Raw genomic sequence first — 25047 nt, 5'->3', positions numbered from 1 at the left:
GGCTCAGACCGCCTTATAGCGCAGCAGGGGGGCGCCGAAGGAGACCAGAGCGCCGTCCTCCTGGAGCAGCGCCTCAATGACGCAGTCGCAGGGAGCGGTGACCTCATTCATCATCTTCATGGCCTCCATCAGGCAGACCGTCTGCCCCTTCTTCACCTGATCGCCCACAGAGACAAAGGGGGCGGCGCCGGGAGAGGGGGAGGCATAGTAAGTACCCACCAGGGGAGCGGTGATGACGCTGCCCTCATCCTCCGCAGGCGCGGCAGGAGCGGCGGAGACTGCGGGGGCCGCCGCCACAGGCGCGGCGGCGGGGGCAGAGCCTGCCGCCTTGCTCAGCTCCAGGGAGAAGTCCTTGCAGGTGAACTTCATGCTGACGGCCGTGCTGCCCTCGAAGCGGGCCATCAGCTCAAACACGTCCTGATTGCTCATGGGCAGTGCCTCAGGCCTTGTGGGACTCGATGTAGGCCATCAGATCGCCCACGGTCTTCATGTTGGGCAGGTCCTCGTCTTCGATGGTCACGCCGGAGGCCTCCTCCAGAGCCATGGACAGCTCCACAGCGGCCAGAGAGTCGGCGCCCAGGTCCTCAGCCAGAGAAGCCTCCATGGTCACGTCCTCAGCATCACAGCTCAGGGTCTCCACAATGATGTCGCGCATTTCTTCGAAAGTCATGATAGCGTACTCCTTATTATTTTATTCAATTATTTTAATTAAAAATTTTTAAGTAAAATAATTTAAGCGTTATTTTATCCACAAGCCCTCTGTCTGTCAAGTATTTTTTTACCAAAAAATAGGGCGCCTTGCGCCCCGGGGCGGAGTATGTTAGGATAGAGAGCATAAGCCAAACGTACAAAAAGCCGGGCAAAACCCGGATATCGCAGCATAAAGTGAGGAAAAGACCATGACTTGTGGAAATTGCTATATTGTCGGTGCGGGCGAACGGATCAAGATTCTGCCTGTGCCGGAGCAGGGAGATCTGCTCATTGCCGCCGACGGCGGCTACGCCTGGCTGAAGGACAAGGGACTGGAACCCGATCTGGTGGTAGGGGACTTTGACTCCATGGCGGAGCCCGCCGGCGTGGCTCCGCTGGTGCGCCTGCCCAGGATGAAGGATGACACCGACACTATGGCCGCCGTCCGGCTGGGACAGGACCGGGGCTACCGCCAATTCCACATCTTCGGCGGAACAGGCGGGCGGTTTGACCACACCCTGGCCAATCTCCAACTGCTGGCCTGGCTCTCCCGACGGGGGGAGCAGGGGTGGCTGTACGGCCCGGACTGGACCGCCACAGCCATCACCGCCGGGGCGCTGGAATTCGGCCCGGAGAATCGGGGGATGATCTCGGTGTTTGCCCACTCAGACAGGGCGAGAGGCGTGACCATTGAGGGCCTGAAATATTCTCTCGCCGGCGCGGAGCTGGACAACGGTTTTTCCCTGGGCGTGAGCAACGAGTTCACCGGCGTCCCTTCCCGGGTGTCAGTGGAAGAGGGGACGTTATTGGTTGTATGGGAGCGGCGGGAGATATGTCTCTGAAATACTTGACATATGTCAGAAACAGAGTATAATAACTGACATAAGTCAGAAACGGAGGGGGAACAGATGCCCAGACCTCAGAAGTGCAGAAGGGTGTGCCAGCTGCCCGGCTGGGCGGGCTTTGCCCCGGTGGGAGAGCGGCCCGGGCCGGAGGAGCCGGTGGTGCTGACGGTGGACGAGTTTGAAGTCATCCGCCTGCTGGATCTGGAGGGGCTGACTCAGGAGGCCTGTGCGGAGCAGATGGAGATTGCCCGCACCACGGTCACCGGCATCTGCGACAGCGCCCGCCGCAAGCTGGCCGACGCTCTGGTCAATGGAAAGCGGCTGGTCATCGCCGGGGGGAATTACCGCCTGTGTGACGGGCCGGGCTGCTGCCACCGCCGGGGCGGCTGCCGGAAAAAACAGTGTTTTGGAGGAGAAGACAGATGAAGATTGCAGTCACTTACGAGAATGGACAGATTTTTCAGCACTTCGGACACACCGAGCAGTTTAAGGTGTACAGCGTGGACAATGGCGCAGTGATCTCTTCCGCCGTGGAGCCCACCAACGGCAGCGGCCACGGAGCTCTGGCCGGGTTCCTGAAGGGCCTGGGCGTGGACACCCTGATCTGCGGCGGTATCGGCGGCGGCGCCATTGCCGCCCTGAATGAGGCGGGCATCACCCTTTATGCCGGTGTGACCGGCGATGCTGATGCGGCTGTGGAGGCCCTGCTGGGCGGCAATCTGGCCCGCAATGTGGAGCCCACCTGCCACCACCACGACCATGGCCACCATGAGTGCCGCGGTCACGACCACAGCCACGCCTGCGGCAGCCACTGCGGCGGCTGAGCAGGACCGGAAGAAGAGACCGGGGACTGCTTTTAGGCGGGCTTGGAAAAAGCGGTTCAGAATATCAAATAGGCAACAGCATGGCGCTTTTCGCGTCATGCTGTTGCTTTTTCTTTTACAAAAAAGGCCAGCGTTTGTGTAACGCTGGCCTACTCCCCATGAAAGAGAACCCCGGCGGGTTTTGATATCAGGTGATAATTTATTCCGATTTATAAGGCTGCGGCCTTTTTCCGGCGAGCTCGATGGCCTCTTTTCCCGTGAGATGCTCTACTGTCATCTCCAGCATACAGAGAGGCAGCCATTCCCGGTCAATGGCCTGGGCGCGGGCGTCAACAGGCTGGTCCGGCGCGTACTTGGCCGCCAGCTTCTCAATGGCGGCCCGCTTTTCTCCCTCGTCCTCCAGGACGCGGAGCCTGCCGAAAGCAATGACGCTGCGAAAATAGGTAGTGTACTCCGCCGGGACGATTTGATCCTGATCAATCACGCAGAAGGAGGCCTTCGGTTCCCGCCGGATGGCGTCCAGCTTGTGGCCTGCCCTGGCGCAGTGAAAATAGAACTTCTCCCCGTCGTACACATAGCTGATAGGCACCGCGTAGGGGTACCCGTCCTCACCGGCCAGGGCCAGCACGCCGGAGGTCCCCCGCTCTAACACGGCAGAAACTTCCTCTTGGGGCAGGGCTTGGCGCTTTCTTCTCATCTCCCGAAACATACCGTCTCCTCCTTGTACAATAAAAAACGCCTTTCATCCGTTCTTTCAAAGGCCCAACAGAACGGACCAAGGCGTTTACCCGGCGGCAATTCAAATCGCCCCCTTACTATAGCAAATAGGGACAAAAAAGTCAAGCGTTCTATAAAAGCTTTGCCTCACAGGAGATTGCCGGCATCAATACAGGCATAAGAATTTGATGCCGGCAGATTTTTCGTATGGGAAAAGATTGCCGGTGTACTTGTGCAAAAGACAAAAGGGGGATATAATCTATCGGTGTCGTTTTTATTGTGAGGAGGGAGCCTGTGGCAAAGACCATGGAGCCAATGACCAGCGGCGCGATCTGGAAGAGAATGATCCTCTTTGCGCTGCCGCTCATGCTTGGCAATCTATTTCAACAGATGTACAATACCGTAGACTCGCTGATTGTGGGGAGATTCGTAGGCAGCAGTGCCTTGGCGGCGGTCAGCTCGTCGGGCAGCCTGATCGGCATGCTCATCGGCCTGCTGAGCGGCATCTCCTCCGGCGCGGGCGTCATTGTGGCAAGAAATTTCGGCGCTGGAGATAAGGAAGGCGTGCACCGTACCGTCCATACCATCGTGGCTTTCGGCCTGGTGGCGGGTACGGTCCTGACCGCTGTGGGCGTGCTGCTCTCGCCTCAGATTCTGGTGTGGATGGGCACGCCGGAGAGCGTGATGGCGGATGCAGTGGCATACCTGCGGATCTATTTCTGCGGCTCTCTGGCTGTTATGATGTACAATGTGTTTGTGGGCATTTTACAGGCGGTGGGGGACGGCCGTCACCCGCTGTACTACCTGATCGCCTCCTCCATTGTCAATCTGGGGCTGGATCTGCTGTTTATCCAGGCCTTTGACGCCGGCGTGGGCGGCGCGGCGCTGGCCACGGTGATCTCCCAGGTGGTGAGCGCCCTGCTGTGCCTTATCCAGCTGATGCGGACAAAGGAGAGCTACCGGGTGGAGCTGAAGGCCATCCGTTTTCAGCGGGATATTCTGTGGCAGGTTGTCCGGGTGGGCCTGCCCTCCGGCGTGCAGAACTCCATCATCGCCTTCGCCAATGTGATTGTCCAGTCACATGTCAACTCTTTTGGTGAGATGGCTATGGCGGGCTATGGCGCGTATGCCAAAATCGAGGGCTTCGGATTCCTGCCCATCAACAGCTTTACCCTGGCGCTGACTACCTTTGTGGGCCAGAACCTGGGGGCTATGCAGTACGAGCGGACGAGAAAGGGAGCACGCTTTGGAATCCTGATGAGCGTCACCCTGGCGGAGGCCATCGGCGTGCTGGTGTTCCTCTTTGCTCCCCAGCTCATCGCTCTCTTTGACCCCACGCCGGAGGTTGTGGCCTTTGGCATTGACAAGGCCCGGACGGCCGCGCTGTTCTACTGCCTGCTGGCCTATGCCCACTCTGTGGCCGCCGTGCTGCGGGGCGCAGGAAGGGCCGTCATCCCAATGGCCATCATGATCGCCATCTGGTGCGGCGTGCGGGTGGCCTTCCTGTCCATTGCCATCCCTCTGACCCACAGCATCCAGATGGTCTACTGGGTCTATCCCCTCACCTGGGGCATCAGCTGCATCCTGTTTTTCCTGTACTACAAAAAGGTGGACTGGATGCGCACGCGGATATAATAATCCTGACGGAACAGAAAGGGCTGGAGCGCAGCGCGCTCCAGCCCTTTCTGTTGGAAACTGTCAGCCCTCGCCGGAGCCGGATAGCTGGTCTCCGCACCAGGGGCAGAAGTGATGGCTGCCGGCGGAGAGAAAGCCGAGAAAATGGTGGCAGAAGGGGCAGCGGAGCTTGACCAGCCCCAGAATGATGCTGCCGATACACAAAAGCAGGCCCAGAGCGGACAGCACAATAAAGGTGCTGCCCTGGTATGCGGACAGGCCGAAGAGGATGGCGCCGGCCAGGAAGACGCAGCTTAACGCCAGATCCCAACGCTTCAGCGGGGAGTGAAACATGGCGGATACCTCCCTGATTGATAGAGATAATAAAGACAGTTTAGCAGGGAAACGTAACAGAGACGGGGTGGAGAGGTAAAATTCGTGTAAAAATTCGGAAAAGCGGCGATGATTGAAGCGGCAGGGAGAACATGGTATAATAGCCGCAAAGCGGTTATGATACGCTTTATTCAGGGAACGAAGGCCCGCAAATCAAAAACAGCCGAAACAGGCTGTTTGACTGGAATTTTGCTGCGGACGGAGAAAAAATTTTGATTTGGATGCAATAAAAATCCCGTCCGTTCCGTTATTCCTATGAGAGGGGAAGAATTATGCTGCTGTTTGGCCTGTCTGCACTGGAGCAGGAGCTCCTTCCGGCCAGGGCGCCCGCACTGGAGGACAGTCTGATTCTGCGCGTAGCCCAGGGGGATACGCAGGCGTTTTCCGAGCTGTATCTCCGCGCCCATAAGGCGGTGTACGGCTTTGCGCTGTCCATCGTAAAGAACCAGCACGATGCGGAGGACGTCATGCAGGACACCTTTCTGAAGGTGGACGCTGCCGCCGGAAGCTACCAGCCCAAGGGGAAGCCCATGGCATGGGTGCTCACCATTGCCCGGAACCTGGCGCTGGAGAAGCTGCGTGAGCGGCGGGATGTGCCGCTGGAGCAGGAGGAGGACTGGCACCTGTGGGCCAGCGTGGACCCCACCCGGGCCCAGGAGGACAAGCTGGCCCTGGAGGCGGCCATGAAGTGCCTGGGCAACGAGGAGCGGCAGGTGGTCACCCTCCACGCCCTGAGCGGCCTGAAGCACCGGGAGATTGCGGCCCTGCTGGATATGCCCCTGGCCACGGTGCTCTCCAAGTACCGCAGGGCACTGCTGAAACTGAAAGATTATCTGGAGGAGCGTGAGGCGACATGAAGGAACATGATGCGGAAGCCCGTTTAGCCCGCGCCATGGAGGACGCTGCCCCCAACCGCCTGGACGAGCTTCTGGAGGTGCGGGAGGAGGCACGTCGGCAGGAAAAAATTGTGGATATCAGCGCTCCGCCCAGGAAGAAGCGGCGGAGATGGCAGAATTTTGCGGCGGCGATGGCGGCGGCCCTGGTGCTGGTCATTGGCGGCGGCAGCTTTTTCGGCTGGCGGTACGCCAACGCCCCCGACTCCCTGGTGGATATCGACGTCAACCCCAGCGTACAGCTGACGGTGAGCCGGAACGAAAAGGTTCTGAGCTGCGAGGCCCTCAACGCCGACGGCACGGAGATCATCGACGACATGGACCTGCGGGGCTCCCCGCTCAACGTGGCGGTCAACGCGCTGATTGGCTCCATGGTGCAGCACGGATACATTGACGAGCTGAAAAACTCCGTCCTGATCACCGTGGCCAACGAGGACGCCGCCAAGGCCAAGGCCCTTCAGGAGAGCCTGATGGCGGACATCAGCGGCCTGCTGGCCGGAGAATCACTGGACGCCGCGGTGATGGGACAGACCATCACCACCAGGGACCAGACCCTGGCCAGCCAGGCGGAGACCTACGGCATCTCGGCGGGCAAGGCGACGCTGATTCAGCGGATTCTGGACACTGACCCCACCCTGACCTTTGAGTCCCTGGCGGGGCTGTCGGTCAACGACCTGAACCTGCTGCTCCAGTCCAAGCAGGCGGACACCAGCGGCATGACCGTCACAGGCCAGGCCAGCGACAAGGCCTATATCGGCCTGGAGAAGGCCAGGGAGATCGCTCTGGCCCAGATCCCCGGCGCTACGCTGAAGGAAATTGACTTTGATTACGACGACGGTATGGTCTATGAGGCGGAGCTGTTGAAGGACGGCTATGAGTACGACCTTGAGATTGACGCCCTCACCGGAGCGGTGGTCAAGTGGGAGTACGAGGAGGACGACCACTGGAGCGGAACCCATGAGAGAGGCCCCGCCACCGGGCCTGAGTCCAGCGGCTCCGGCACCCAGACCACCCCCAGTCCCCAGCCCTCCCAGAGCCAGCAGCAGACAACCCTGATCACCGAGCAGGAGGCCAAGAATCTGGTCCTGGCCCAGGTCCCCGGAGCGACCATTGTGGAGTTCGAGCGGGATACCGACGACGGCCGCGCGATCTACAAGGGCGAGGCGGTGCTGGACGGCCGGGAGTATGAGTTTGAGATTGACGCCTCCACCAGTGCCTTCCTGAAGTGGGACGCGGACGACGTGGATGACGGCTGGCAGGGGGGAAGCAGTACCTCTGCCGGACAGACGGCGCTGGACGAGGAGGGAGCCCGGGCTCTGGTCCTGGCCCGTATCCCCGGAGCCACCATTGTGGAGTTCGAGCGGGACAGCGACGACGGCCGGACGATCTACAAGGGCGAGGCAGTACTGGACGGCTGGGAGTATGATTTTGAAATTGACGCCGCTTCCGGCGAGTTCATCAAATGGGAGGCGGACAACCGCTGATATCCCGTTGAGAAAAAGAGAGGCAGACCGCTGTTATCGGCGGTCTGCCTCTTTTTTGCGCCTGTCTGTAAGTGTCAACGGTGGAATACCTTCAAATCCGGCCCGCTGGTCCCCGGAATGATGGGCTTTGCCCGCTCCTTGCCGTGCTTCTCCTTCCCCTGAAGCTGGGGGACGGGCGGCTGGTCATTGCGGGGCTGGGTGTGGGTCCGCTCCGGGCGGGACATTCCCTGTTTGGCCATAAAAGCACCTCCTCTGTGCCGCTCTAGTATTTGCCCGGCGGAAGGAAAACATGCTGCCCGCAGCGAAAGAACGCCTCTGACAGGAAAGATTGCGTCAGAAATGTTCCTGTGTGAAATAATGTTTCAGAACATGAAGGATTTTGTATCGAAATATTTTACAGAAATAATACGGAGACTTGATGGAGCGGTTCCACCCCTTCTGCTAACATGTGTCCTGTCAAATGCGCACCCGGAATATCCGGTGTAACTGAAGGAGTGGTAATTGACATGAGAGGGAAAGAAGCGAACCGCTGGGGCAGCAGATGTGCCGCCGCGGCGCTGGCCGGAGCCATGCTGCTGGGACTGCTGCCCGGCGCGCAGGCTTCGGAAAATACACAGGACACCCAGACCCCCGGTCTGGGGCAGGTGTCCATGGACTGGAGCCGGGATATCTACAACGGCGTCACGCTGGAGCACATCATCAGCGAGAATGAGAACGGCCTCCAGAAGAGCTACACCGTTACATACAATCCCGAGACCACGCAGGTGAAGCCGCTGCTCAGCTATGGCCCCTACGTGATGGGCGGCGACATCATGTCCGACCTGGTCTCCCAGGCGGAGGAGGACGGCTCCAAGGTGGTGTTCGCCATCAACGGCGATGCCTACGACACCAGCAACGGCGTCTCCAACGGCCTGATGATCAGAGACGGTATTCTGATTTCCACCTCCCACAACAACAGCGCCGAGGCGGTGGGCTTTACCGCCGAGGGCAAGGCCATCTACGGCCACACTAACCTGACCATCACCGCCACCCCCGAGGACGGCGAGGCCATCACGGTCAATCACGTCAACAAGGAGCGCAAGCTGAACACGGAGAATGTCTACCTCCTCACCGAGCAGTTTGCCTCCGCCACCAACTCCACCCAGCCCGGCGTGGAAGTGGTGCTGAACGTGACCACCCCCGGCTATGAGGGCCTGGTGGTGGGCGGCGAGATTACCGCCACCGTGGCCAGCGTCAACCGGGTAGAGGCCAATGTGGACAAGAACCAGACCCCCATTGGGGAGAACCAGATTGTCCTGAGCACCAGCAGCGCCGGCAGCCGGTACGACGACCTGAGCGCCCTGACCGAGGGCGAGCAGGTGACGGTTTCCGTGGCCAACAACAACAGCGATGTGGACTGGAGCCAGGCCACCCAGGCTCTTGGCATCTTCCACGTCCTCATGTGGAACGGCCAGGTCAATGAGAGCGCATACAACGGGGATACCGACATCCATCCCCGCACGGTTATGGGCGTGAAGGAGGACGGCACCCTGGTGTTCTTCCAGTGCGACGGCCGTCAGGCCGGCTGGGCCATGGGCATCAGCTTCCGGAATATTGTGGACTATATGAAGGCGCAGGGCTGCGTGTCCGTCTTCAACTTTGACGGCGGCGGCAGCTCCACCATCACCGCCACTCTGCCCGGCGATGAGCAGTCCACCATCCTCAACCGGCCCTCCGACGGCAGCGAGCGGGCCAACTGCAACGCCCTGCTCTTTGTGGCCCAGAGCGAGCCGGACCCCGATACCACCCTGCTCCATGTTTACCCCGATATTGACGAGGGCTACGGCAACAAGGTCATGGTGCTGGAGAACGGCAAGCTGGGCCTGAAGGTGGGCACCACCGACGGCAATTACCACTATAAGACCCTGGACAGCGCCCTGACCTACGCTGTCGACGGGGAGATTGGCACGGTGTCCGAGGAGGGCGTCTTTACCGCCGCCGCCGGTACCCACGAGGGCACCATCACCGTGTCCACAGAGGACGGCTCCGCCTCCGGCGTACTGGAGGTCCAGGTGGTGGACTCCATCACCAAGCTCACCGCCGACCGGTCCATTCTCTCCGTGGCCCCCGGAGCCACCACGAAGATGAGCTTTACCGCTGAGTACAACGGCACGCCCGTGGTGCTCACCAGCGAGGCCCTGACCTTTGACCTCTCTGACGATTCGCTGGGCTCCATCGCCCCCGACGGCACCTTTACCGCCGCCGAGACCCAGGGCACCGGCGAGCTGAAAATCTCCTACAAGGACTATACCCTCAATCTCCCCGTGGAGATCGGCAAGCTGCCCGTTCCCCTCAACGACTTTGAGGAGGACTTTGAGGAAGCCGGCTGGGAGTGGCGCTATTTCAACGGCGCGGACGGCGGTCTGGGCGACCGCGGCGGCGACGCCAAGATGTCCATCAACTACGATGAGCGCTATGTGAAGAGCGGCGATGGTTCCCTGCGGGTGGACTACGACTTTGCCACCAAGCCCCTGACCGGCACCGTCACCTGTGAGACCGGCCCTGTGGAGGACCTGTACCTGGAGGGCCAGCCCAAGGCCATCGGCTGCTGGGTCTACGGCGACGGAAACGGCGTCTGGCTGCGCATCCAGCTGGAAACCTCCGCCTATGCCGGCGACGTGTACGTGGACTGGGTGGGATGGCGCTACGTAGAGAACGCCATCCCCGCTACCGCCTCCTTCCCCTATAAGCTGGTGTGGGGCGTCCGTGTTCTGGGCACCGCCAGCATTGCCAACGGCAAAAAGGGCACCATCTATGTGGACGGCCTGCGGGCGGTCTACGACTTCAAGAACGACGACACCCTGGCTCCTGAGCTGGTGCCCGGCACCGAGGTGACCCCTGCCGACGGCGCTGTGGACGTGTCCAACGAGCCCGACATCTCCATCACCGTCCGTGACCCCCAGGTGGAGGGCCAGCCCTACACCGGCATCAACACCGAGCGGACCAAGCTGTGGATCAACGGCAAGGTGATGGACCTCTCCGCCATCCAGCAGGAGGTGGCCGCTGACGGCTCCGTGAAGATCACCTTCCACCCCGGCGCCCTCACCGCCCTCCGTCCCGGTCTGAACAAGGTGAAATACCGCGTGGAGGACAACAGCGGCAACAAGTTCTTCCACGAGTGGTCCTTTACCGTGGAGGGCTACGCCGTCAACCTGGAGGAGACCGTTCCCGCCGGCGAGAAGGCCGCCGCGGGCAGCACCTTCCACTACATCGTCAACGCCACCGACTATCGCAACTTTGAGGAGTTCCAGTTCGACCTGAGCTTTGACCCCAAGTACGTCACCCTGGTGGACGCCGCCTATGACAGCCGCCTGACCGCTGATGTCAATGAGGTGGACGCGGAGGCAGGCACGGTCCGCTACACCCTCACCGGCATGGACAAGCTGGAGAAGGACGGGGAAAATCCCTTGGTGGACCTGACCTTCAAGGTGGGCAACAGCGCCGGCGGCCAGACCGGCATCAAGGTGAACAAGGCCTCCGTCCGCCAGACCGGCGAGGTGGCGGGTACCGACCTGATTCTGGACGGCTACGACCGGGAGGTGGCCCTGAAATACACCCTGTCCTGGAGCGGATCCACCGTGGGCCGTGAGACCCAGCTGAAGCTGGTGGACGACCAGGGCACGCCCGTGTCCGGCATGAGCTTCCATGTGACCCAGAACGGTGAGCCTGTGGCGCTGGACGGCGTGACCGGCGAGGACGGCACCCTCAGCACCGGCCTGTTCGGCACCTATCCCGCGGGCACCGAGTTCCAGGTCTGGGTGGAGGACGCCGACGGCGCCCTGAGCAACACCCAGAAGATCACGGTCTACGACAGCCTGGGCACCGCCGACCCCGCCAAGGTGACCGTCACCACCGGCCAGGACCCCGCCACCTCCGTGGGCATCAGCTGGGAGACCAGCCTGGATGTGGAGAGCGGAGAACTGGTCATCGGCAAGACCGCCGACCTGACCGGCGAGGATACCCGCACCATCTCCGCCCAGGGCAAGGACATTGAGACCATGGTCAGCGGCAACGTCCGTCTGTATCAGTCCTGGGGCGTCCGGGCCGGCGGCCTGGAGCCCGACACCACTTATTACTATAAGGTGGGCTCCGGCGAGCATTACAGCGCCATCCAGTCCTTTACCACCGCCCCCGCCGACGGGGACATGACCATCGCCTTCTACGGCGACATCCAGGGCGCCTATGCCCAGTTCCCCCAGGCCATTGAGGCCCTGAAGGCTCTCTACCCCGATGTGGATCTGAACCTGCAGGCCGGCGACGTGTCCGACGACGGCCAGTCCTACAGCGACTGGAACGCGGCCTACGAGGGCTTCGGCAGCTATCTGAGCAACGGCATCTGGGCCTCCACCATCGGCAACCACGATTCCAGCAACGACGCCCAGGCCTTTGCCTCCTACTTCTACGGCCCGGATAACGGCACCTATGACACCCCTCGCAACTACTGGTTCCAGATGGGCGACATCATCTTCTACAACCTGGATACCGAGGCCACCTATACCTACGACCCCGGCTTCAAGACCCAGATTGCCCACATGAAGGAGGTCTTTGCCGCCTCCGATGCCGAATACAAGGTGGTGCTGATGCACCGCTCCGCCTACCCCATGAGCTACGACGAGGCGGACGTGCGGGCGCTGCACACGGAGTTTGAGAAGATGGGCGTGTGCCTGGTGCTCTCCGGCCACGACCACATCTACAACCGCACTGAGATGTACCAGGGCGAGAAGGCGCCCGGCACCGGCATCCCCTACGTGGTGGGCGGCTGCTCCTCCGGCTCCAAGTACTACGATGCCGACAGCGAGGGCCGTCCCTGGCAGGACGTGGTGTACGACGACAACAACCCGGTCTTCTCCGTGCTCAAAATGAAGGACGGCGTGCTCACCTTCGAGGCCTACGCCATGGAGGAAGAGGGCACCCGCATGGTGGACTCCTTCACCGTCAAGAGCCGCCAGGCCGAGTCTGAGGACTCCGGCAGCACCGGCGTGGTGCCCAGCGGCCCCGACGTGAATGAGCCTGTCACCTCCGGCGGCACCACCGCCGTGACGGTGGAAGTGAAGCCCGCTGTCACCGGCGGCGTAGCCAAGACGGAGATCTCCGCCTCCACCATGGACAAGGCCGTGACCTCCGTCATTGAGGCCGCCCGCAAGGCGGGTACCACCCCCCTGGTGGAGCTGGTTCTGGACACCGGCAAGGCCGACAGCCTGTCCGTCACCCTGCCCGTGGATGAGCTGAAGACCCTGAGCAGCGAGCAGGGCAGCCTTGCCATCACCTCCGACGCGGCCGATGTGACCCTGGATGCCGCCGCTCTGGCGGCCATCGGGGAGCAGGCGGGCGGCAAGGTGACCCTGGCTGTGTCCGCCGTGGACAGCGATGACCTCACCGAGGAGCAGAAGGCCGCTGCGGGCGACGGCGTGGTGTACGCTCTGTCTCTCACCAGCGGCGGCAAGGCGATTGCCGACCTGAAGACCGGCAAGGCCACCGTTACCCTCCCCTATGCGCTGAAAGAGGGCCAGAAGGCCGGCGGCGTGGTGGTGTACTGCATGGACGACGAGGCCGGCCTGACCGCCTGCCAGACCAGCTGTGACGCTGCCGAGGATACGGTTACCTTCACCGCCAGCCGCTTCGGCAAGTATGTGGTGGCCTACGACGCCGCTCTGGCCTGGACCAACCCCTACACCGATGTGGACGAGAACGACTGGTTCTATGAGGCCGTCCGGTATACCGGCGTCAACGGCCTGATGAACGGCACTTCCGCCACCACCTTCAGCCCTGCGCTCCAGGTGAGCCGTGCCATGCTCATGACCATGCTGGCCCGTATGGACGGCGCGGAGACCGACGGCGGCAGCACCTGGTATGAGAAGGGCATGGCCTGGGCGATGGCCGAGGGCGTGTCCGACGGCACCAACCCCGAGGGGAACATCACCCGGGAGCAGATTGCCGCCATGCTGTACCGCACCGCAGGCAGCCCGGCTGTGACCGGCAGCCTGACGGAGTTCCCCGACGGCGCCGCTGTCTCCTCCTGGGCGGCGGACGCCATGACCTGGGCCGTGTCTCTGGGCCTGTTCCAGGGCGACAGCGCCGGACAGCTCAACCCCACCGGCGAGGCCACCCGTATGGAAGTGGCGGTCATCCTCATGCGCTTCTGCCAGCGGCAGAACGCCTGAGATTCCAACCGGATAAGCGAAAAAAACCTCCCCCATCCGCCGAACAGACGGATGGGGGAGGTTTTTTGACAGGATTGATTACTGGCCAAACAGGGCCGCGGCCTTGGCCATGCGGTCAGCCACAGGCACGTGGAAGGGACAGCGGCTCTCGCAGGCGCCGCAGGCGAGGCACTCGGCGGCGTGGTGGTCCAGAGCGGCGTAGTGGGCCCGGACAGTGGGGGGCACTTCCTCTCCGGCCAGGGCCAGGTCCAGCAGCTTGCTCACCTGGGCCACATCCAGATGGACCGGGCAGGGCAGGCAGTGGTTGCAGTACATGCACCGGCCCTGGGCACCCGCATAGAGGGAGGCGGAGGAGAGGACGGAGGCGTAGTCCTTGGCGGCCTCGTCGGCAGTCTCGTAGGCCACGGCCTGGTGCACCTGCTCCACCGAGCGGCAGCCGATGAGGGTGGAGGCCACTGCGGGGCGGGTGAGGGCGTAGTGGATGCACTGGACCGGGGTGAGGGCGGCGCCGAAGGGGGAGGACTCCGCACGCAGCAGGGTGCCGGCGGCGTAGGTCTTCATGGTGGTGATGCCCACGCCCCTGGCCTCGCACAGCCGGTACAGGGCCTCACGGGCCGGGTCGATGCTGGAGAGCGCCACCCCCTTGGGGCCGTCGGGACCCAGCAGGCTGGTCAGCTCAGTGCCCTCGGGTGCCAGGTCAAAGACCGGGTTGACGCTGAACATGAGTACCTCCACCCAGCCGTCCTCCACAGCTCTGCGGGCGGCGGCGGGCTCGTGGGAGCTCAGACCGATGTGCTTGATGACCCCCTGGGCCTTCAGGTCCTGGGCGTACTCCAGCTGTCCGCTGCGCAGCAGGTCCTCATAGCCGGACTGGGTGTCCACAAAGTGGATCATGCCGATGTCCACATAGTCGGTGTCCAGCCGGGTGAGGAAGTCCTCAAAGAACCGCTTGCCGTCGTCCAGATCCCGGGTGCGGCAGTACTGGCCATCCTTCCAGGCCGAGCCGATGTGCCCCTGGAGAATCATCTTCTCCCGGCGGCCCTTGAGGGCCGCGCCCAGATTGGTGCGCACGTTGGGCTCGGACATGAAGATGTCCAGAATATTGATGCCCTGCTTCATGGCCTCGTCCACCACGGCGTAGACGGTCTCGGCATTCTCACGCTCCAGATACTCGCCGCCCAGGCCAACCTCGCTGACCTGAAGGCCGGTGCTTCCCAGAGAACGGTATTTCATAGGGGACCCCTCCTGACAGGGGCGGCTGACAAAAACCGCCCGGATTTTCTACCATTATAATACCGGCTGGAAAAAGCCGCAAGACGGTTTGTCCGGAGGGCTCAGAGGAGGATTAGGAACAGCTTGGCGGCGGCAAAGCCCAGAAGGGTGCAGCCGGGGAAGGTGAGCAGCCAGGCCAGGACCATGGCCAGCACAGGTCTGGGGTCGCCGCCCCGGCCAGCCCCCAGAATGGCGGCGGTTTTGACGTGGGTGGTGGACACGGGCAGGCCCAGCAGGGTGCACAGCAGCAGGCAAAGCCCACCGCCCAGGTCGGCGGCCAGGCCGCTTTTGGGCGTGAGGGGAGCGGCACGGCCCAGAGACGCCACAATCCGTTTTCCACCAAGAGCGGTGCCCAGAGCCATGACGCACCCGCAGAGCAGAGCCAGCCACAGGGGCCGGGGAAAGGTCTCCCAGTCCTGCCGCCCCTGAGCCAAGGCCGCCCCCAAAAGAAAGACGCCCATAAACTTCTGCCCGTCCTGAGCGCCGTGGAGAAAGGCCATGGCTCCGGCGGCACAGACCTGCCCTCCGGCCAGCCGGGAGGAAGAGAATTGACTTTTCTCCATCCGCCCGGATATTGTCCGCCCCAAAACGGCCCCCAGGGCCACCGACAGGACCAGACCCGCCGTCACCCGCAGCCATGGGCCGGTTCCCAGATTGGACAGTCCGCCGGGCAGCGCCGCCGCCGCTCCCGACAGTCCGGCCACCAGGGCGTGGCTCTCGCTGGTGGGGATGCCAAACCGCCAGGCCAGCACCGCCCAGCACACAATGGCCGCCATGGCGGCGCACAGGGCGGCCAGCGCGGCTGAGGTACTCCGGCCGAAATCGGCAATGGAAAAGATGGTCTCGGACACCGCTCCTCCTGCCGCAGCCGCCCACAGGCAGCCCAGCAGATTGCAGGCCGCCGCCAGCCAGGCGGCCTGCCGGAAGGGCAGGGCGCCGGAAACCACCGCCGAGGCGATGGCGTTGGGGGCATCGGTCCAGCCGTTGACCAGGATGACGGCCAGCAGCAGGAGCACGGTGCCTGCCAGGGCGGGGCTGGCAGCGGCGCGACAGAAAAAGTTGAACAAGGACAGGGGCATGGTCCCACCTCCCGTATGCTATGGAAAAGTGTACGGCCCCAGGAGAGAAAATAGCACCTGTCTGCCGGAGGGAGAAGGGGAAATTCTCCAAAGCGGCGCCGTGCAGAGACGGCGGCGCTTGTCCATTCCTACGAAATAAAAATAGTGCTTACGAGGGAAGAAAAAACACGCTATAATCAAAGCAATGAATGGTAGTCGCAGTGAGCGGAAGCAGCGAGACGAAAGTTTTGCTGCTTCTTTTTTTGCGCTGCCGGTCAAAACAAGCCTGTGTGTCACATGAGGAGGAGCAATTCATGCCCAAAACCAAGTTTCAAAATGTAATCTTTACCATTATCATGGCCGTCATCATGGTCTACGGGATGATCGTCTACAACGTGGCCCTGAACACCGGCGGCGTCACCAACGCCACCTTTGTCATGGCCCTCCACGAGCTGCCCATCATGGCGCCCATCGCCTTTGTGCTGGAGTTCTTCGTGGTGGAGAAGCTGGCCACCCGGCTGGCCTTCAGCTTTATGCGCCCCACCGACCGTCCTCAGTTCATTACTTACGCCATCTCCGTCATGATCGTGTGCATCATGTGCCCCGTTATGAGCCTCATCGCCACCCTGCTCTTCAAGGAGCCCAGCTTCGGCACCTGGATTCACACCTTCGGCTGCAACATGCCCATGGCCATTCTGTGGCAGATGCTCTACTGCGGCCCTCTGGCCCGGCTGATTTTCCGCCCGGAGAAGGATAAGGCCCCGGCCTGAGCAGATGACGGAATAAAAAACGGTCTGGACATACCGTATGTCCAGACCGTTTTTTTGTTAGGCGATATACTGCGCCACAAAGCGCTCCACTGTGCCCCAGTAGAGCTCAGGGTCCACGGAGGAGGCCTCCGCGTGTGCCGCACCGGGAATCACCAGCTTTTCCTTTTCGCAGGCGGCGGCATTATAGACCACGTCCAGCATCCAGAAGGGGACAAAGGTGTCTGCGTCGCCGTGGATAAAGAGAGTGGGTGTGACGGACTTGGCCACCTGATCCACCGCGCTGGCCTCCCGGAAGGTGTAACCCGCCCGGATCTGAGTCACCAGACTGGTGACGTCCAGAATGGGGAAGGTAGGCAGGCCGAAGAGCTGATGCAGCTGCTCGGCAAACTCATCCCACACGGAGGTGTAGCCGCAGTCCTCCACGATGCACTTGACGTTGGCGGGCAGGTCGGCCTCGCCGGAGGTCATCATCACTGTGGCGCCGCCCATGGAGATACCAAAGAGCAGAATCTCCGCCTGGGGGTCCTCATCTACAATCTGGCGGCACCAGTCCACAATGTCGTGCCGCTCTGGCCAGCCCATGCCGATATAGTCGCCCTCGGAGAGGCCATGGCCCCGGGCGTCGGGCACCAGAACAGTGAAGCCCATGTCGTAAAAATGCCGGGCAAAGCCGCCGGTCAGAGAGGCATTGGACTGGTAGCCGTGACAGACTACCGCGTACCGGTGGGTGTCGGGCACGTCCACCCGGTAGGCGTGGAGGTTCAGACCGTCCCGGCTGGTGAGCCAGGCGGGAGAAGAGCTGTTGACAAGCCAGAGGTTGTCATCCTCCGCGCCAGCCTCGCCGGAAGTACCTGCGTCGCTGCCCACAACTTCGGCGGTGGGGGAGAAAGCATTAGGCGAGTCGGGGTTGAGAGCAAAATCATAGAAGTAGTTGCCGATAAAAACCAGAAGCCCGATAACCGCTGCCAGCACTACTGCCAAAACGATTCCGGCAATGGTCAGCGCTCTGCGCCGTCCGGATGCTTTTAAGGATTTTGTCATGGGAAAAATCTCCTTTCATGATGCGCTGCACAAAACAGTTATCATTATATAACGACTGAGGGAGAAAATGTCAAGTGGCTTTGGGCGTGAGGGGGCAGCCGCATACAGAAAGGAATCGGGCCTGGGAGCGGTTTGCTTCCCAGACCCGGCAATAGATTTCCGATGGATTATCTCTTAAATTAACCAGGGTGCGCCCTTGGTCGGAGCAGCGTCCGAATAAAATGGAAATATCGCTTCTGGACTGGGGCGGGCTTATTACAGCGCCTGCCCCAGGTAGCGCCCGGCGCAGGCGTTGGCAGCGGCGGCCTCCTCGGCCTCGTCCACGGTGACCAGCTGGCCGTTCTGCACCACGGCCCTGCCGTTGACCACCGTGTAGTCCACCGCGCCCTTGAGGCCGACTGTGGCCAGCATGGACCTGGGGTCCAGCTGGGCGGCCACCAGCTCAATCCGGTCCAGGTTCACCAGGAACAGGTCGGCGGCCATGCCGGTGGCCAGACAGCCGATGTCGTCCCGGCCCAGCAGGGCCGCGGAGCCCCGGGTGGCCAGCTTGAGAATGTCGTACCCGGTGGGGGCCTTCTGGCTGTAGGTCAGCCGCTGGAGCAGGTAGGCCACCCGCATCTCCTCCAGCAGGTTGGAGCCGTCGTTGGAGGCGGAACCGTCCACCGCCAGACCCGCCGGAACGCCCATGTCCAGCATCTCGTGGAGGCGGCAGACGCCGGAGGCGAGCTTCATGTTGGAGATGGGGCAGTGGGCCACGCCGGTGCCCGTCTCGGCCAGGAGCCGGAGCTCGTCGTCGTTGAAGTGGATGCCGTGGGCGTACCACACGTCGCTGCCCAGCCAGCCCAGGGACTCCATGTAGGCCAGGGGGCGCATGCCGAACTTCTCCAGGGTGAACTTCTCCTCGTCCCTGGTCTCGGCCAGGTGGGTGTGGAGACGCACACCCAGGCTGCGGGCCAGCCTGGCGCTCTCCCGGAGCAGGTCGCCGGTCACCGAGAAGGGGGAGCAGGGGGCCAGAGCCACCCGGTGCATGGAATAGCGGCTGCCGTCGTGCCACACCTTCACCAGCCGCTCCGAGTCGGCCAGAATGGCGTCGATGGACTGGACCACGCTGTCGGGCGGCAGGCCGCCGTCCTTCCTGGACAGGTCCATGGAGCCCCGGGAGGCGTGGAACCGCATGCCCAGGGTATCTGCCGCCCGGAACTGGGCGGCAATCAGGTCACCGGCCCTGTCGGGGAACACATAGTGGTGGTCAAAGCAGGTGGTGCACCCGTTTTTCAGCAGCTCTCCCATGCCGGTAAGGGAGGCGTGGTACACCACGTCCTCGTCCAGGTTCTTCCACACCTCGTACAGAGTTGTCAGCCAGGGAAACAGCTCCATCCGCTGGACCTGGGGCAGGTTGCGGGAGAAGATCTGGTACAGGTGGTGGTGGGTGTTGATAAGGCCGGGATAGACTGCCATGCGGGAGGCGTCTATAACGGCGTCGGCGTGGCACAGGTTGGGGCCGATGTACTCCACCACGCCGTCCCGGATAAAGAGGTTGGCGTTCTCGTGGAGGGTGTCGTAGTCATCGCAGGAGACGATGTAGCGCGCATTGCGGATGAGCAGGGTGGACATGGAGCGGCGCCCCCTTTTTTGAGAATAGGATGGGGAAAATCCCCTTATTCATCATACCATGGGGCGTGCCGGAAGGCAAGCGGCGAGGGCTGCTCAGGCGAGAATCTGGGGCAGCAGCCCGGCGGTATCCGGGTAGGAAAGAACCGCGTAGCCGATGTCCAGGCTGCGGGAGAGCTGGAGCTTTTTGCGGATGCTGCCCGCGTCGTCAAAGAGGACGAAGTGGGCGCCGGTCTTGGGGGACATGTAGGTGAAGTAGTGGGCGCACAGCTCGTTGGAGAAGAACACCGACGGACTCAGCGCCTCCATTTTTTTGTCCAGCTCCTCCCTGGTCATGGGCACGCCCTGACCGGTGGGAGAGGGGAGAAAGAAGTCCTGCCGCACCAGCTCCACGTCCAGAGCCACCCGGTCCGCGCCGTACTGCTCTGACGCCTCAGTCAGCCGCTGGCGCAGAGAACCCCCTGACAGGGCGGTGGGGATGAGTACCCGGGCCGTGTCCGAAAACCGGGCGTAGGCCTCGGGGACGTACAGCGGCCAGCCCCGCTTGTGCATCAGCTCCCCCAGCTGGGAGACAATCTGCCCCAGTACCGTGAGGGGCCGGGAACGGAAGGAGCAGATGACCCCGTCAAAGCCCCGGGCGGAGCACTCCCGCATGACCTCGTGGCAGAAGGGCAGGGCCTGGCCCAGGCCGTCAAAGCCCGCATCGTCAATGACCATCAGCCCGCCCCGGACCGCCACCGGCATATTGGCGCGGAAGAGATGGGGGCCGCCGCCCACCCGGTAGGCCGTATGGGCCAGAGGCAGCCCCAACCGGGAGGCGGCACGGCTGTCAGCGGGCGGAACGGTGAGAATCAGTTGGGTTTTGGAACGCATAATGGATGGTACCCCCTTGTCCATGTTTTGCCGAAATGTTATAATGCAGTCTATGCGGACATCCTAAGGTTCAGAAGCAAAACTTCATGCGCCGAGCGCGCGCCGCGAAAGCAGGCAAAGGCCTGCGGCGCATGAAGTTTATGCGCATATGGGCCGTCCCGGCCCATGCGCTGTAATTTTATGGCCGTACCGCTCGAAGCGGCACATGGCCGATTTTGCTATGCTTTTGCATAGCAAATAAACGAGGTGAACAGTTTGCCTTTTTCCCTGATACCCGACCGGGTGTATCAAAGCATTTACGACATAGACCCCGCCGCCCTGCGGCAGGCGGGCATCACCCTTCTCCTGGCGGATCTGGATAACACCCTGGCCAAATACGGCCAGCCGGAGCCGGACCAGGCCCTGCGGGACTGGAAGGAGAAGCTGGAGGCGGCGGGGGTGGAGCTCTATCTCCTGTCCAACAGCCGCAAGCCCACCCGGGCCAGCCACTTTGCCCAGGCGCTGGGCATCCCCTACCAGGGCCACTCGGGCAAGCCGGGCACGGCGGGGTACTTCAGGGCCATGGAGCGCATGGGCCGGAAGCCGGAGCAGACCGCCATGGTGGGAGACCAGATTTTTACCGATATCCTGGGGGCCCGGCGTTCCGGGGTGAAGGCCCTGATGGTGGAGCCCATTGAGCTGGCGGGCAACCCGGGGCGCTACCTCCGCTACGCGGTGGAGGAGCCCTTCCGTGCCCTGGGAAGACGAAACAACAGGAGAGCATTATGAGCGCAAAATTCGGACCCGCGGGAAACGCGGAATCATTCCCTTATAAATCCTCGGTGGACGCCCCTCGCTGGCTCAGCGGGCTGGGTCTGGAGGCCTACGAGTACCAGTGCGGCAAGGGGGTCAACGTGGGGGAGGAGACGGCCCGGAAGCTGGGCGCCGCCGCAGCGGAACACGGCGTGGCCCTGTCCCTCCACGCGCCCTACTTCATCAACCTGGCCAACCCCGACCCGGAGAGCCTGAAAAAGACCACGGGCTATATCATTGCTGCCTGCCGTGCGGCGGATTGGATGGGGGCCACCCGGGTGGTCATCCACTCCGGGGCGCTGATGAAGCGCACCCGCCGGGAGGCCCAGGACATCGCCCTGAACTCCCTCAAGGAAATTGTCTCCGCCGTGGACGGCGAGGGCTTTGGCCATATCACCCTCTGCCCCGAGACCATGGGCAAGATCAACCAGCTGGGGGACCTGGACGAGGTGCTGGAGCTGTGCACACTGGATGAGCGGCTCACGCCCTGCATCGACTTCGGCCACCTGTACGCCCGCACCCTGGGGGAGCTGGAGGGCCATGAGGCCTGTGTCCGCATGCTGGACCGGGTGGTTGAGGTGCTGGGCGAGGAGCGGGCGTCCCACTTCCACAGCCACTTCTCCAAGATTCAGTTCACCCCCAATGGCGGAGAGAAGATGCACCTGACCTTTGACCAGGACGAGTTCGGCCCCGACCCGGCACCCCTGATGGCCGAGATTGCACGCCGGGGCTGGAGCCCCACCTTTATCTGCGAGTCGGCCGGAACCCAGGCCGAGGACGCATTAACCATGAAGAAGCTGTATCAGGCGGCGCTGTAACGCCGCCATACGGGCGGCGCCTCCATAGGGATAGCCGCCAACTTTATAGAAAAGGAAGTAGATTGTGATGAACCATCTGAAGCAGATTGCAGCCAAGCTGCCCGAATATGGAATTGACGCCATGCTGCTCTCCAGCGCCCCCGGCGAGTTCTACGGCGTGGGCTTCCACGGCGAGGGCTATGTGATGGTGACTGCCGGTGAGTGCCGCTACTTCACCGACTCCCGCTACATTGAGGCGGCGGAGAAGACGGTCACCGGCGCGGCCATCACCATGACGGGCCGGGGAAAGAGCTACCCCGTTCTCATCCAGGAGGGGATCAATGAGCTGGGCATCCGCAAGCTGGGATTTGAGGACAGCTACATGACCGTGGCCGAGTACAAGCGCCTGGAGGGCGCCCTCCAGGTGGAGCTGGTGCCCGCCCAGGGGCTGGTCAACGGCCTGCGCGCCGCCAAGGACCAGGAGGAGCTGGACGCCATGGTCAAGGCCCAGCGGATCTCCGAGCGGGCCTTTGATGAGATCCTCAAGTTCATCAAGCCCGGCGTCACCGAGAAGGAGATCGCCGCCAAGCTGGAGTACGACATGCTCCGCTTCGGCGCCCAGAAGATGTCCTTTGACCCCATTGTGGTCTCCGGCCCCAACGGAAGTCTGCCCCACGGCGTGCCCGGGGACAAGAAGGTGGAGAGCGGCGAGTTCATCACCATGGACTTCGGCTGCATCTACGACGGCTACTGCTCCGACATGACCCGCACCGTGGCCCTGGGCGAGCCCACCGAGGAGATGCGGAAGGTGTACAATGTGGTGCTTCAGGCCCAGCTGGCCGGCCTGGCCGCCTCCAAGGCCGGGGTCACCGGCAAGAGCATTGATGCCGCTGCCCGCAAGGTCATCGAGGACGCCGGCTACGGCGAGTACTTCGGCCACGGCTACGGCCACAGCGTGGGCATCGAGATTCACGAGTCCCCCAACGCCAATATGAGGGACGAAACCCCCATGCCCGTGGGCGCCGCCGTGTCCGCCGAGCCCGGCATCTATCTCCCCGGCCGTTTCGGCGTGCGTATCGAGGATGTGGCCATCATGACCGAGGACGGCTGCATCGATATCACCAAAGCCCCCAAGGATCTCATTGTGCTCTGAGCAATTTCCTTAAAATTCTGCCCGCAGGGGGGGAAAAGCTCTTGCAAAAGCGGGCAGAATACGGTAAAATGACTTGATAATATGTGAACCCCCACAAGATACCAAATTTTGGAGGACGATACCCATGATTAGTGCAAGCGATTTTCGTAACGGCATGACCTTTGAGATGGACGGCCAGGTTATGCAGGTGGTCGAGTTCCAGCACGTGAAGCCCGGCAAGGGCGCGGCCTTTGTCCGCACCAAGATGAAGAACGTCATCACCGGCGGCGTGACCGAGACCTCCTTCAACCCCACCGCCAAGTTTGAGGAGGCCTTCGTGGAGCGCAAGGACATGGAGTACAGCTACAACGACGGCGATCTCTACTACTTCATGGACCCTGAGACCTATGACCTGGTGCCCATCGACGGCCACGTGCTGGGCGACAACTTCCGCTTTGTGAAGGAGAACATGACCTGCAAGATCAACTCCTATAAGGGCAAGATCTTCTCTGTGGAGCCCCCCACGTTTGTGGAACTGGAGGTCACCGAGACCGATCCCGGCTTCCGCGGCGACACCGCCACCAACGTGACCAAGCCCGCCACCCTGGAGACTGGCGCGGAGATTAAGGTGCCCCTGTTCATCAACCCCGGCGACCGCATCAAGATCGACACCCGCACCGGCGAGTACCTGGAGCGCTGCAAGGCCTGAGCAATCCCTGGCGGCACAGCGCCGCACGGGTGAGCCATGAGAACGATCCACTTTCGAACGGTCCCAAGAGGATGAGTGTGAAAGGAGATTAACATGACGATTTCTGAGAAGGTCGCGTACCTGAAGGGCCTGGCCGAGGGCATGAAGCTGGACACCGAGGAATCCAAGGAAGGCAAGCTCATCAGCGTGATGATCGGCATCCTGGAAGAGGTCGGCCTGTCCATCGAGGATATGGAGGACAACATGGAGGCCATGGGCGAGGAGATCGACGCCATTTCCGACGATCTCTCCGACGTGGAGAAGGTTGTCTATGACGAAGACGACGAGGATGACGAGGACGAGTGCGGCTGTGATGAGGACGACGACTTCTTTGAGGTCGAGTGCCCCAACTGCGGCCAGGAGCTGGTCATCGACGAGGACGTGCTGGAGGCCGGCACCGTGGAGTGCCCCAACTGCAAGGGCAAGTTTGTCATCGACATGGGCGACTGCGAGGATGACGGCTGCGGCTGCGGCTGTGGCTGCGACCACGATCACGACCACGGCGACGAAGAGTAAAAGCCAACAACAAAAGCCCGGAGCAAGCTGCTCCGGGCTTTTTTATATGCTGATAAAAAGCGGGACCTGCCGAAAAGCAGGTCCCGCTGCATGTTACTTGCTGAAATCGTAGCCCAGGTCGGGGCGGACGGTCAGGTCGATAATGTCCTGGGCGTCGTAAAACTGGAGGTAGCGGCTGCGGGCCCAGCGGAGGGTGGTTCCGTCGGGATGGAGCCGGTCGCAGATGACGGCGGAGATGTCATCCTTGATATAGGAGAAGGAGTTGATGCCAACACTGGCGAAGATGCGGAAACCCTGGCTCTGGAGATACTGGAAAGCGGGGCCGGTCTTGTGCCAGTCGTTGCCGTCGGGACGGGCGCCGTGGGGGTAGAAGAGGATGTTGGTGGGTCCTACGAGAGAGCCAACCTCCTCGGCCCAGCGGACGGTGTCCCGCTGAATCCAGGCCATATCATCCATGTCCAGGCGGATATGGCCCCAGGTGTGGGAGCCGAAGGTCCAGCCGGTCTCCTTCAGACGCTCGATGATGGGCTTGACCGCCTCAATTTCGGCGGCGCGCTTGGCGTCAAAGGCGGGGCGGGCAGGGTCGTCGGCGGCAATGTCGATGTCGTTCTGGGTGCGGTAGCCGAAGATGCCCTGATAGCCGGTGAGGGAGTAGATGGCCTTGGCGCCGTTGAGGGAGAAGTCGGGGTGCTCCAGGACAAAGTTGTCCAGGATGGGGGTGGCGTCCAGGTCCTGGGTCAGGAAGGTCTCGCCGGTGTAGGGGTCGGTGCACTCGGC

The 25047-nt window shown here is 62.2% G+C and carries 23 protein-coding genes and 1 pseudogene; 13 read left to right on the top strand and 11 right to left on the bottom strand.

Features of this window, described 5'->3' with window-relative positions:
* Nucleotides 1-3: 3 nt before the first annotated feature.
* On the bottom strand, nucleotides 4-429 hold the full coding sequence (gene accB / locus Q0K06_RS07990) for an acetyl-CoA carboxylase biotin carboxyl carrier protein (RefSeq protein ID WP_294550888.1): 426 nt from the start codon (nucleotides 427-429) through the stop codon (nucleotides 4-6).
* Between the two features lie 10 nt (nucleotides 430-439).
* Nucleotides 440-670: an acyl carrier protein gene (acpP, locus tag Q0K06_RS07985; protein ID WP_294550886.1), complete on the bottom strand. Its 231-nt coding sequence runs from the start codon at nucleotides 668-670 to the stop codon at nucleotides 440-442.
* A gap of 229 nt (nucleotides 671-899) precedes the next feature.
* On the opposite strand from acpP, the gene Q0K06_RS07980 reads away from it, so the two are divergent.
* The 3 genes from Q0K06_RS07980 to Q0K06_RS07970 all read left to right on the top strand — a co-directional run bounded on the left by Q0K06_RS07980 (nucleotide 900) and on the right by Q0K06_RS07970 (nucleotide 2359).
* A complete protein-coding gene (locus Q0K06_RS07980) occupies nucleotides 900-1532 on the top strand; it encodes a thiamine diphosphokinase (protein WP_294550884.1) in 633 nt (210 codons plus the stop codon).
* 66 nt (nucleotides 1533-1598) lie between these two features.
* Nucleotides 1599-1961: a DUF134 domain-containing protein gene (locus tag Q0K06_RS07975; protein WP_294550882.1), complete on the top strand. Its 363-nt coding sequence runs from the start codon at nucleotides 1599-1601 to the stop codon at nucleotides 1959-1961.
* Entirely contained in the window at nucleotides 1958-2359 is a 402-nt protein-coding gene (locus Q0K06_RS07970) for a NifB/NifX family molybdenum-iron cluster-binding protein (RefSeq protein WP_294550880.1), read from the top strand. The genes Q0K06_RS07975 and Q0K06_RS07970 overlap by 4 nt, the downstream gene beginning before the upstream one ends.
* A gap of 199 nt (nucleotides 2360-2558) precedes the next feature.
* Here the strand turns inward: Q0K06_RS07970 and Q0K06_RS07965 are convergent, their stop codons facing one another.
* Nucleotides 2559-3068, bottom strand: coding sequence for a pyridoxamine 5'-phosphate oxidase family protein (locus Q0K06_RS07965; RefSeq protein WP_294550879.1), 510 nt, complete (start codon nucleotides 3066-3068; stop codon nucleotides 2559-2561).
* 302 nt (nucleotides 3069-3370) lie between these two features.
* Here Q0K06_RS07965 and Q0K06_RS07960 point away from each other — a divergent pair, with 302 nt between their 5' ends.
* Nucleotides 3371-4711 (top strand): MATE family efflux transporter, encoded by a 1341-nt coding sequence (locus Q0K06_RS07960; protein WP_365925137.1) that lies wholly within the window; start codon nucleotides 3371-3373, stop codon nucleotides 4709-4711.
* A 63-nt stretch (nucleotides 4712-4774) separates the two neighbouring features.
* Here the strand turns inward: Q0K06_RS07960 and Q0K06_RS07955 are convergent, their stop codons facing one another.
* Nucleotides 4775-5044 carry a hypothetical protein gene (locus Q0K06_RS07955; RefSeq protein ID WP_294550878.1) on the bottom strand — a complete coding sequence of 90 codons (270 nt, stop codon included), beginning with the start codon at nucleotides 5042-5044 and terminating at the stop codon, nucleotides 4775-4777.
* A 311-nt stretch (nucleotides 5045-5355) separates the two neighbouring features.
* Between Q0K06_RS07955 and Q0K06_RS07950 the strand changes: the two genes are divergently transcribed.
* Both Q0K06_RS07950 and Q0K06_RS07945 read left to right on the top strand, forming a co-directional pair.
* Nucleotides 5356-5940 carry an RNA polymerase sigma factor gene (locus Q0K06_RS07950; protein ID WP_148319683.1) on the top strand — a complete coding sequence of 195 codons (585 nt, stop codon included), beginning with the start codon at nucleotides 5356-5358 and terminating at the stop codon, nucleotides 5938-5940.
* The gene (locus Q0K06_RS07945) at nucleotides 5937-7460 is read left to right on the top strand and encodes a PepSY domain-containing protein (protein WP_294550876.1); all 1524 of its coding nucleotides are present in this window, start codon (nucleotides 5937-5939) and stop codon (nucleotides 7458-7460) included. Before Q0K06_RS07950 ends, Q0K06_RS07945 begins: the two co-directional genes overlap by 4 nt.
* Nucleotides 7461-7534: 74 nt before the next feature.
* On the opposite strand, the gene Q0K06_RS07940 is transcribed toward Q0K06_RS07945, so the two are convergent.
* Nucleotides 7535-7699, bottom strand: a complete 165-nt coding sequence (locus Q0K06_RS07940; RefSeq protein WP_294550874.1) for a hypothetical protein — start codon at nucleotides 7697-7699, stop codon at nucleotides 7535-7537.
* Between the two features lie 267 nt (nucleotides 7700-7966).
* On the opposite strand from Q0K06_RS07940, the gene Q0K06_RS07935 reads away from it, so the two are divergent.
* A complete protein-coding gene (locus Q0K06_RS07935; RefSeq protein WP_294550872.1) occupies nucleotides 7967-13660 on the top strand; it encodes a phosphodiester glycosidase family protein in 5694 nt (1897 codons plus the stop codon).
* Between the two features lie 78 nt (nucleotides 13661-13738).
* Here the strand turns inward: Q0K06_RS07935 and Q0K06_RS07930 are convergent, their stop codons facing one another.
* Both Q0K06_RS07930 and Q0K06_RS07925 read right to left on the bottom strand, forming a co-directional pair.
* A complete protein-coding gene (locus tag Q0K06_RS07930) occupies nucleotides 13739-14893 on the bottom strand; it encodes an aldo/keto reductase (RefSeq protein WP_294550870.1) in 1155 nt (384 codons plus the stop codon).
* Between the two features lie 101 nt (nucleotides 14894-14994).
* Nucleotides 14995-16011, bottom strand: coding sequence for an inorganic phosphate transporter (locus tag Q0K06_RS07925; RefSeq protein WP_294550868.1), 1017 nt, complete (start codon nucleotides 16009-16011; stop codon nucleotides 14995-14997).
* Nucleotides 16012-16304: 293 nt separating this feature from the next.
* On the opposite strand from Q0K06_RS07925, the gene Q0K06_RS07920 reads away from it, so the two are divergent.
* Nucleotides 16305-16760, top strand: a complete 456-nt coding sequence (locus tag Q0K06_RS07920; RefSeq protein ID WP_294550867.1) for a DUF2798 domain-containing protein — start codon at nucleotides 16305-16307, stop codon at nucleotides 16758-16760.
* A 57-nt stretch (nucleotides 16761-16817) separates the two neighbouring features.
* Here Q0K06_RS07920 and Q0K06_RS07915 read toward each other — a convergent pair whose 3' ends face one another.
* The 3 genes from Q0K06_RS07915 to Q0K06_RS07905 form a co-directional block, all read right to left on the bottom strand.
* Nucleotides 16818-17801, bottom strand: coding sequence for an alpha/beta hydrolase (locus Q0K06_RS07915; RefSeq protein WP_294550865.1), 984 nt, complete (start codon nucleotides 17799-17801; stop codon nucleotides 16818-16820).
* A gap of 255 nt (nucleotides 17802-18056) precedes the next feature.
* Complete coding sequence (locus Q0K06_RS07910) at nucleotides 18057-19415, bottom strand: 8-oxoguanine deaminase (protein ID WP_294550860.1); 1359 nt, start codon at nucleotides 19413-19415, stop codon at nucleotides 18057-18059.
* A gap of 93 nt (nucleotides 19416-19508) precedes the next feature.
* Complete coding sequence (locus Q0K06_RS07905; RefSeq protein ID WP_294550857.1) at nucleotides 19509-20285, bottom strand: hypothetical protein; 777 nt, start codon at nucleotides 20283-20285, stop codon at nucleotides 19509-19511.
* A gap of 246 nt (nucleotides 20286-20531) precedes the next feature.
* Here Q0K06_RS07905 and Q0K06_RS07900 point away from each other — a divergent pair, with 246 nt between their 5' ends.
* The 5 genes from Q0K06_RS07900 (at nucleotide 20532) to Q0K06_RS07880 (ending at nucleotide 24270) form a co-directional block, all read left to right on the top strand.
* Nucleotides 20532-21053, top strand: a complete 522-nt coding sequence (locus Q0K06_RS07900; protein ID WP_294550854.1) for a YqeG family HAD IIIA-type phosphatase — start codon at nucleotides 20532-20534, stop codon at nucleotides 21051-21053.
* The gene (locus tag Q0K06_RS07895; RefSeq protein WP_294550851.1) at nucleotides 21050-21895 is read left to right on the top strand and encodes a TIM barrel protein; all 846 of its coding nucleotides are present in this window, start codon (nucleotides 21050-21052) and stop codon (nucleotides 21893-21895) included. The genes Q0K06_RS07900 and Q0K06_RS07895 overlap by 4 nt, the downstream gene beginning before the upstream one ends.
* A gap of 67 nt (nucleotides 21896-21962) precedes the next feature.
* On the top strand, nucleotides 21963-23027 hold the full coding sequence (locus Q0K06_RS07890) for an aminopeptidase P family protein (RefSeq protein WP_294550848.1): 1065 nt from the start codon (nucleotides 21963-21965) through the stop codon (nucleotides 23025-23027).
* A gap of 124 nt (nucleotides 23028-23151) precedes the next feature.
* Nucleotides 23152-23715 carry an elongation factor P gene (gene efp / locus Q0K06_RS07885; protein WP_294550844.1) on the top strand — a complete coding sequence of 188 codons (564 nt, stop codon included), beginning with the start codon at nucleotides 23152-23154 and terminating at the stop codon, nucleotides 23713-23715.
* 93 nt (nucleotides 23716-23808) lie between these two features.
* Nucleotides 23809-24270: a CD1247 N-terminal domain-containing protein gene (locus Q0K06_RS07880; protein ID WP_294550841.1), complete on the top strand. Its 462-nt coding sequence runs from the start codon at nucleotides 23809-23811 to the stop codon at nucleotides 24268-24270.
* 93 nt (nucleotides 24271-24363) lie between these two features.
* On the opposite strand, the pseudogene Q0K06_RS07875 reads toward Q0K06_RS07880, so the two are convergent.
* Nucleotides 24364-25047 (bottom strand): annotated as a pseudogene (locus Q0K06_RS07875) (hydrolase); the annotation flags it as partial.

The organism is uncultured Pseudoflavonifractor sp., from assembly GCF_944387805.1.
In the GTDB taxonomy this organism is placed as follows: domain Bacteria; phylum Bacillota; class Clostridia; order Oscillospirales; family Oscillospiraceae; genus Pseudoflavonifractor.
Note: the sequence above shows the minus strand (reverse complement) of the source record. Positions and strands in the feature narration are given on the sequence as shown.